Raw genomic sequence first — 6641 nt, 5'->3', positions numbered from 1 at the left:
GCTCGCCTATGCGCGAGCGTCATATCCGGGGCGTGGCTGAGGATCATGACTAATCAGGTCGTCTCATGTGGCCAGCCGACCCCGAGAAGTATGTCTCGCACGAAACAATACACAGCGCCATCTACGCGCACCCCAAGGGGGAGCTGCGCCGGGAGTTGATCGCCTGCCTGCGCCAGGAACGAAACGCTCGCAGATCCCGCTTGGGCGGCACCGAACGCCGGGGCCGGATCCCCGAGATGGTGAGTATTCATGTGCGCTCCCCCGAGGTCAACGATCGGGTCATGCGCGTACACCGGGAAGTCGCTCTGATCAGCGGCGCGGGCAACAAGTCTGCCGGAGGCGTGCTCGTCGAGCGCAGCACGCGCCTGGTGCTGCTCGCGCGCATGCCCGATGCGACGGCTGAATCGGCGCTGGCGGCCTTCACTGCCAAGCTCAACTCGATTGCGGTCCCGCCGCGCCAGACGCTGAACTGGCGCAGCCCCCTCCAGGCCTTCGAGCTCATGCAGAGCATTACCGGACAGGCTCAGGCCACGATCCACTGACATCCCGATTCCGGCTGGGTGTTGAATTCAGATTTGAGCCCGCCCTTTCAAGCCGAATCATCAGGAGCCTCCACCTCCGTCGGCCTGATCCGGGCAAGGGCGACGAGAAGGCGAAGGAGTGGATATACTTTCCCGCATGCCCACACGGGTCATTGCCTGTCTTCTCTCCCTTGTCCTGTTCTGGTGCGGCATCGCAGCCCAGGAGCAGCTGCATGTCCTGGATGGTGATCCTGCAAAGATCGCCTTCCTTGGGTGGGCAGACGCGTCCTCGGACCCATCCCCTGGAGAAGTGAACGATCATCATCTGGACGATCTTCCGGTCCATGCTGACTCAGCCCCCGAGCCGATCGGCTTGCTTCCCACACCCCTGGCACCCCCGGATCCCACTCCCGGGCTTTCTCTCCCTCGAAACCTGAAAAGCAGGGTACTGGTCGAGCCCTATCTCGACGGGCCACTTCGCCCGCCCCGCGGCATAGCCCTTTCTGCCTGATCGGCTTGCTGCGGCCTGAAGCCGCCGGAAAGCCTTTCCCAGGATCTGCGCCCTCTCGGTAGCCAAGCCCTTGTGCTCGCGGCTTCCGCACGCGCGCTTCTCCGGAAAAGCCACGCGCCTCGCAAACACAGGCGCTGCGCGCCTGCCCGCGCCCGACCTCCTCCACAGATACCACCTACACGAATCCGTCATGAACCACGACCAACTGATCTATCGTCCGCAGCCCTCGGGCCAAGCGCTCGCACATGAACGCAATCGTGTGCTGCGCAACACCTACTGGCTGCTCGCGCTGTCGATGGTGCCCACCGTGCTGGGCGCCTGGCTCGGCGTGCAGACCGGCATCGCGCGTGCGATGTCGCCCGGCATCGGGATGATCGTCTTCCTCGCCGGCGCCTTCGGCTTCATGTTCGCCATAGAGAAGACCAAGAACTCGGCGGCGGGCGTGCCGATGCTGCTGGCCTTCACCTTCTTCATGGGCGTGATGTTGTCGCGTCTGGTCGGCGCAGTGCTGGGCCTTGCCAACGGCGCGAGCCTGATCATGACGGCCTTCGCCGGCACCGGCGCCATCTTCCTCGGCATGGCGGCGCTGTCCTCGGTCATCAAGCGCGACCTGTCCTCGATGGGCAAGTTCCTGTTCATCGGCGCGATCCTGCTGCTCGTGGCCGGCATCGCGAACTTCTTCATCCAGTCCAGCGCGCTGATGATCACGCTGTCGGTGTTGGCGATCGGCATCTTCTCGGCCTTCATCCTCTACGACCTCAAGCGCGTGCAGGACGGCCACGAGACCAACTACATCACGGCCACGCTCGGCGTGTACCTGAGCCTCTACAACGTCTTCCAGTCGCTGCTGGCACTGCTGGGTCTGATGGGGGGGCGCGACGAATGAGCCGGCTCGTGACCCGCATATCCGGGTGCGTCTCGTGAGCGGCGCGATCGGCTGGGGCGAGGCCGCCGCGCTCGGGGTGCTGCAAGGGCTCACCGAGTTCCTGCCGGTGTCCTCGAGCGCGCACCTGCGCATCTTCGGGCCGCTGCTGCCCTCCGGGGGCGATCCGGGGGCGGCCTTCACGGCGATCACGCAGATCGGCACCGAGGCGGCGGTGCTGCTGTACTTCCGGCGCGAACTCGCGAGCATCGCGCTGTCCTGGGGGCGCTCGATCGCGAGCACGGGCCGTCATGCCGATGCGGACTCGCGCATGGGCTGGCTGATCCTGATCGGCACGCTGCCCATCGCGATCCTGGGCCTGCTGTTCAAGGACGCGATCGAGACCTCGCTGCGCAACCTCTACATCACCGCGGCGATGCTGATCGGCTTCGCGCTGCTGCTGTGGGCGGCCGACCGCTTCGGCACGCGCCAGCGCTCTCTGCAGCAGCTGAGCTGGCGCAGCGGGGTGCTGTTCGGACTCGCGCAGGCCCTGGCGCTCGTGCCCGGCGTCTCGCGCTCGGGCGGCACCATCACCGCCGGGTTGCTGATGGGCTACAGCCGCGAGGCCGCTGCCCGCTACTCCTTCCTGCTGGCGGTGCCGGCGGTGCTCGCCTCGGGCGTCTACCAGCTCTATCGCAGCTGGGAGGTCGGCAGTCCGGTGGCGCCGGGGCCGACCCTGCTGGCCACGGTGGTGGCCTTCGGTGTCGGCTACGGCGTCATCGTCGTCTTCCTCAAGCTCGTCTCGTCGCGCGGCTACCTGCCCTTCGTCGCCTACCGGATCGTGCTGGGCCTCGCCGTGCTGGCCCTGCTGCACTTCGGCGTCCTGAACCCGCTCTGATATCCCTCATCCACCGGGCCCGGCCCGGTTCATCATGGAAATTGCCATACTTTTCGCGCTGATCGTGCTCAACGGCGTCTTCGCCATGTCGGAGATCGCGCTGGTGACTGCACGCAAGGCGCGCTTGCAGAAACTCATCGACGAAGGCGACGGCTCGGCGGCCGCCGCCGTCAAGCTCGGCGAGGACCCGACCCGATTCCTCTCGACCATCCAGATCGGCATCACCTCGATCAGCATCCTCAACGGCATCGTCGGCGAGGCGGCGCTGGCCGCACCGCTGTCCGCCTGGCTCGCATCCATCGGGGTGCCCGCCCCCTACGCCGGCTATGGTGCGACAGGGCTGGTGGTGCTGCTGATCACCTACTTCTCGATCGTCGTCGGTGAACTGGTGCCCAAGCGGCTGGGGCAGACCCATCCCGAGACGCTCGCCCGCCTTGTGGCGCGTCCGATCGACTGGCTCGCAATCGCGACCAAGCCCTTCGTGCGCCTGCTGTCGATCTCGACGCAGACGCTGCTGCGCGTTCTGGGGGTCAGGGAGAGCAACGGCTCCGCGGTGACCGAGGAGGAGATCCACGCAATGCTCGCCGAGGGCACCACGGCCGGGGTGATCGAATCGCACGAGCACACGATGGTGCGCAACGTCTTCCGGCTCGACGACCGCCAGATCGGCTCCCTGATGGTGCCCCGCGCCGATGTGGTGACCCTGGACATCGAGGCACCCTTCGAGGAGAACCTGAGCCGCATCGAGCGGAGCGAGCACGCGCGCTTCCCCGTGATCCAGGGCAGTCTCGACAAGGTGGTGGGGGTCATCAACGCGCGTCAGTGGCTGTCGCGCGCGCTGCGCGAAGGGGCGCACGGGCTCGACGGCCAGCGATTGGAGGAGCCCCTGTACGTGCCGGAGACGCTCACCGGCATGGAACTGCTCGACAACTTCCGCTCCTCGGACGTGCACATGGCCTTCGTCATCGACGAGTACGGCGAGGTGCAAGGCATCGTGACCTTGCAGGACCTGATCGAGGCGATCACGGGCGAGTTCCGGCCGCGCGATCCGCAGACCTCCTGGGCGGTGCAGCGCGAGGACGGCAGCTGGCTGCTCGACGGCCATATCCCTGTGCCGGAGTTGAAGGACCGGCTGCAGCTCGACGAGGTGCCCGAGGAGGAGCGGGGCCGCTACCACACGCTCAGCGGCATGATGATGCTGCTCACGGGCCGGCTTCCCAAGGTCGCCGACTCGGTGGAATGGGAGGGCTGGCGCTTCGAGATCGTCGACATGGATGGCAAGACCATCGACAAGGTGCTTGCCAGCCGGTTGCCCGATGACACGGGTGACGAGAACGCGACAGTCTGACCCGTGTGCCCCATGAGTAACTACCGGAGTTTCCGCTCATGGCGAAGCCAGCGCACCCTCTTGCGGCTGCCGGTGGTAGCGGGCGCATCACTGGTGACGCTGGCATGTGCCGACGGTTACCCCACGGTGGACATGCCCCTGCCCACCCCGGCCAGCATGACTCAGCAGCAACGCATCGAGGTGCTCAACCACCTCGGAGCGGAATCCGATCCGGACAAGCGCTGGCAATACCGCCTCCATCCCGGATGCCGGCTGGAGATCAAGATCCGTGGTGACACGAGGGAGCAGATGGACATCCCGCTGGAAGGGGCGAGGGTCGGCTCGGATTACGCTGACGGGAGCCAGACCTACCGGATCCAGATCCTTCCCGAGGGAAGGTCCCGGTCCGCGCCGATCACGGTGTTCGAGTCCGACAAGTGGACGGACAACGTCTACGTTAGGGCGCTGCTGACACAGCTGGAGCTCGGTTGCACCGAAGCTGCAGCGCCACCCCCATGATGTCCTCCCTTGCTACCGGGGGCGCGAACCGGGTGCCCTTGCCGGACATGCTGCATGCCTTGGTCCAGTATGGGAGCCGCGACCGCAACCCGGTGGGCGATCTGCTCGATGCGATTGGCGACCAGGCGCTTGCCGCCTTGCTGTTCGTCTTCGCGTTCCCCAAGGTGCTGCCGGTGCCGCCCGGCACATCTGCCTTCCCGAGCACGCCGCTCATCCTCCTGGCTGCTCAGCCGGCTCCGGGTCGAGTCCCCCGGCTTCCCTTTGTCGCGGAGATCGTGTCGTGAAGCCGGCTCTGTGCAGCAACTTCTTTGCGTGTTGCTGGCGAGGGGAGGTCCCGACCTGGCACACGACATAGGGCGGCCGGAGCGCGCCGGAGCTCGATGCCACAGCGCGTCACGCACGCAACGGCCGTGTGAGCTGCCGGCTGCCGGCGCTGGGCCACTCGGCGGCTGAGACCGCCGGGCAGCTCCCGCTGGGCAAGAGCCAGCTCTAAGACTGGATCCGACGCTTCGATGCCGAGGGACTCGCCGGGGTGTACGACTGCCGGCGCACGAGCGCGAGGTGGAGTTCCTGCGTCGGGTGCACCAGAGCCCACCGACGGGCAGCGACTTGGCCGCCGGGCAGCAATGGACCTGTCCCCCGGGTTTTCCCCGGATGCGCTGCACAGGCCTGTGGACAACATGGGCGCGGCGGCCGCAACTGGTTGTCACAAATAGAGATTTCCTCTCTGCCGCAAAAAACAGCAGACCGGCCCCGAGTCGGCTGGAGGAGCGCGTGCCCCGCTCAGCCCCGAGGCTTCAATGATTGCCGCCCTGTGGGGCTCGAATCGTTGCGGCTGGCACGGCGGAAAGCAATCGAGCGGTTTTTTTATTGGATTATTGACACCCTGATAACTCCTGTTCTGCGGGTGTCGAAAAAATATCGGCAACCAGGCACAATTCGATCCACATCGGTCGGCCCGACTGGCTTTTTTGAAACGCGACAAGCACTTGGAGAGCAGCGCGGTGCGGATGACGAGGTCAACGAGACCAAAGCAAGGAATCCATCTCCCAAAGTCACTCACCCTGATTCCCGAAGCGAGCACTCTCGCGTCGCCCGCACCATCCACTTCACTCGATTCCTGCCGAACACCTCCCGTGTCCGCTGTCCCCCCCACCGTCGCTGCACCGCAGGCTCCCGCTTCGCCCGAGCCCCCTGCCCCGCCCTCTCCCGCATCGACCGTTTCGCCTGCCGACGTCGTCCCTCGCCGCCGCGGCCGCCCGCCGGGTGCGAAGACGGCGATCGCCGCGACACAGGCGCTGCGGCTGCACCACTTCCACTTCGTGCGCGCCGCGCTCGAGCTGCCGCTGCGTAGCGCCTGGCAGCGCTACCTCGCCTTCGCCGGCGGCCCCGACGACGAGCGCCATTTCCGCAGCCAGCTGCGCGAGCTCTCGCGCCGCATCCGGCAGGCGGCCGGGTCGCGCGGCATGGCACGGCTCGCGGAGGTCGGGCTGCACGGCCATGCCGCACTTCTCGAGCCCCGCGTCCTCGCTTCGGCGCCCTCCCCCGCCCCGGCCGCCGCCGCCATCCCGAGCCTCGACGCGTGGATCGCGGAGCGCTGCGAGCAGCTCGGCGTCGACATGGACTTCCAGTCGCAGGCGGAGTGGCTGGCCGAGTACGAGGAGGAATTCGCGCTCGACCGCAAGGCGGGGCCGCTCGCCGCGACCGCGCTGCCTGCGCCATCCCCCGAGCCCGGCGTCGGGCCCACACTCAAGGAGCAGCTGCGCGCGCTGCACCAGCTCGCCACCGAGCTCGCCCGCCCCCCGGCGCTCGACGACGCGCTCGCCGGCTGGCTCGCGCCCGCGCTGTGCAAGGCGCTGCAGCGCTGCGGCGTGCTCACGCTCGGCAACCTCGTCGACTACGCGAACCTGAACCACCACCGCTGGTACGAGCGCGTGCCCGGCTTGGGCCGCGAGCGCGCCGCGCGGCTGATCGAGTGGCTCGCACCGCTGGCTGCCGAACTC

Annotated in this window: 6 protein-coding genes and 1 pseudogene; all 7 read left to right on the top strand. The window is 67.2% G+C overall.

Annotated elements, in window-relative coordinates:
* Nucleotides 1-65 precede the first annotated feature (65 nt).
* Nucleotides 66-473 (top strand): annotated as a pseudogene (locus D3A59_RS24425) (IS30 family transposase); the annotation flags it as partial.
* A 749-nt stretch (nucleotides 474-1222) separates the two neighbouring features.
* On the top strand, nucleotides 1223-1918 hold the full coding sequence (locus D3A59_RS24420) for a Bax inhibitor-1/YccA family protein (RefSeq protein WP_119157909.1): 696 nt from the start codon (nucleotides 1223-1225) through the stop codon (nucleotides 1916-1918).
* 25 nt (nucleotides 1919-1943) lie between these two features.
* Complete coding sequence (locus D3A59_RS24415; RefSeq protein ID WP_240636201.1) at nucleotides 1944-2792, top strand: undecaprenyl-diphosphate phosphatase; 849 nt, start codon at nucleotides 1944-1946, stop codon at nucleotides 2790-2792.
* Nucleotides 2793-2826: 34 nt separating this feature from the next.
* Entirely contained in the window at nucleotides 2827-4140 is a 1314-nt protein-coding gene (locus D3A59_RS24410; RefSeq protein WP_119157908.1) for a hemolysin family protein, read from the top strand.
* Between the two features lie 12 nt (nucleotides 4141-4152).
* The gene (locus D3A59_RS24405; RefSeq protein ID WP_119157907.1) at nucleotides 4153-4638 is read left to right on the top strand and encodes a hypothetical protein; all 486 of its coding nucleotides are present in this window, start codon (nucleotides 4153-4155) and stop codon (nucleotides 4636-4638) included.
* Complete coding sequence (locus D3A59_RS24400) at nucleotides 4635-4922, top strand: exopolysaccharide biosynthesis protein (protein ID WP_119157906.1); 288 nt, start codon at nucleotides 4635-4637, stop codon at nucleotides 4920-4922. The genes D3A59_RS24405 and D3A59_RS24400 overlap by 4 nt, the downstream gene beginning before the upstream one ends.
* Before the next feature lie 852 nt (nucleotides 4923-5774).
* A partial coding sequence (locus D3A59_RS24395; RefSeq protein ID WP_272868092.1) for a phage integrase family protein occupies nucleotides 5775-6641 on the top strand: 867 nt, incomplete at its 3' end.

Origin of the sequence: Caldimonas tepidiphila, from assembly GCF_003569765.1 — a bacterium.
Classification (GTDB): domain Bacteria; phylum Pseudomonadota; class Gammaproteobacteria; order Burkholderiales; family Burkholderiaceae_C; genus Caldimonas; species Caldimonas tepidiphila.
This window is presented reverse-complemented; position numbering and strand designations above follow the sequence as displayed.

Bases quoted from the DNA above. Each gene is read 5' to 3' on its own strand.
- D3A59_RS24410 (WP_119157908.1), top strand. From the start codon at position 2,827: ATGGAAATTGCCATACTTTTCGCGCTGATCGTGCTCAACGGCGTCTTC.
- D3A59_RS24420 (WP_119157909.1), top strand. From the start codon at position 1,223: ATGAACCACGACCAACTGATCTATCGTCCGCAGCCCTCGGGCCAAGCG.
- D3A59_RS24405 (WP_119157907.1), top strand. From the start codon at position 4,153: ATGAGTAACTACCGGAGTTTCCGCTCATGGCGAAGCCAGCGCACCCTC.
- D3A59_RS24400 (WP_119157906.1), top strand. From the start codon at position 4,635: ATGATGTCCTCCCTTGCTACCGGGGGCGCGAACCGGGTGCCCTTGCCG.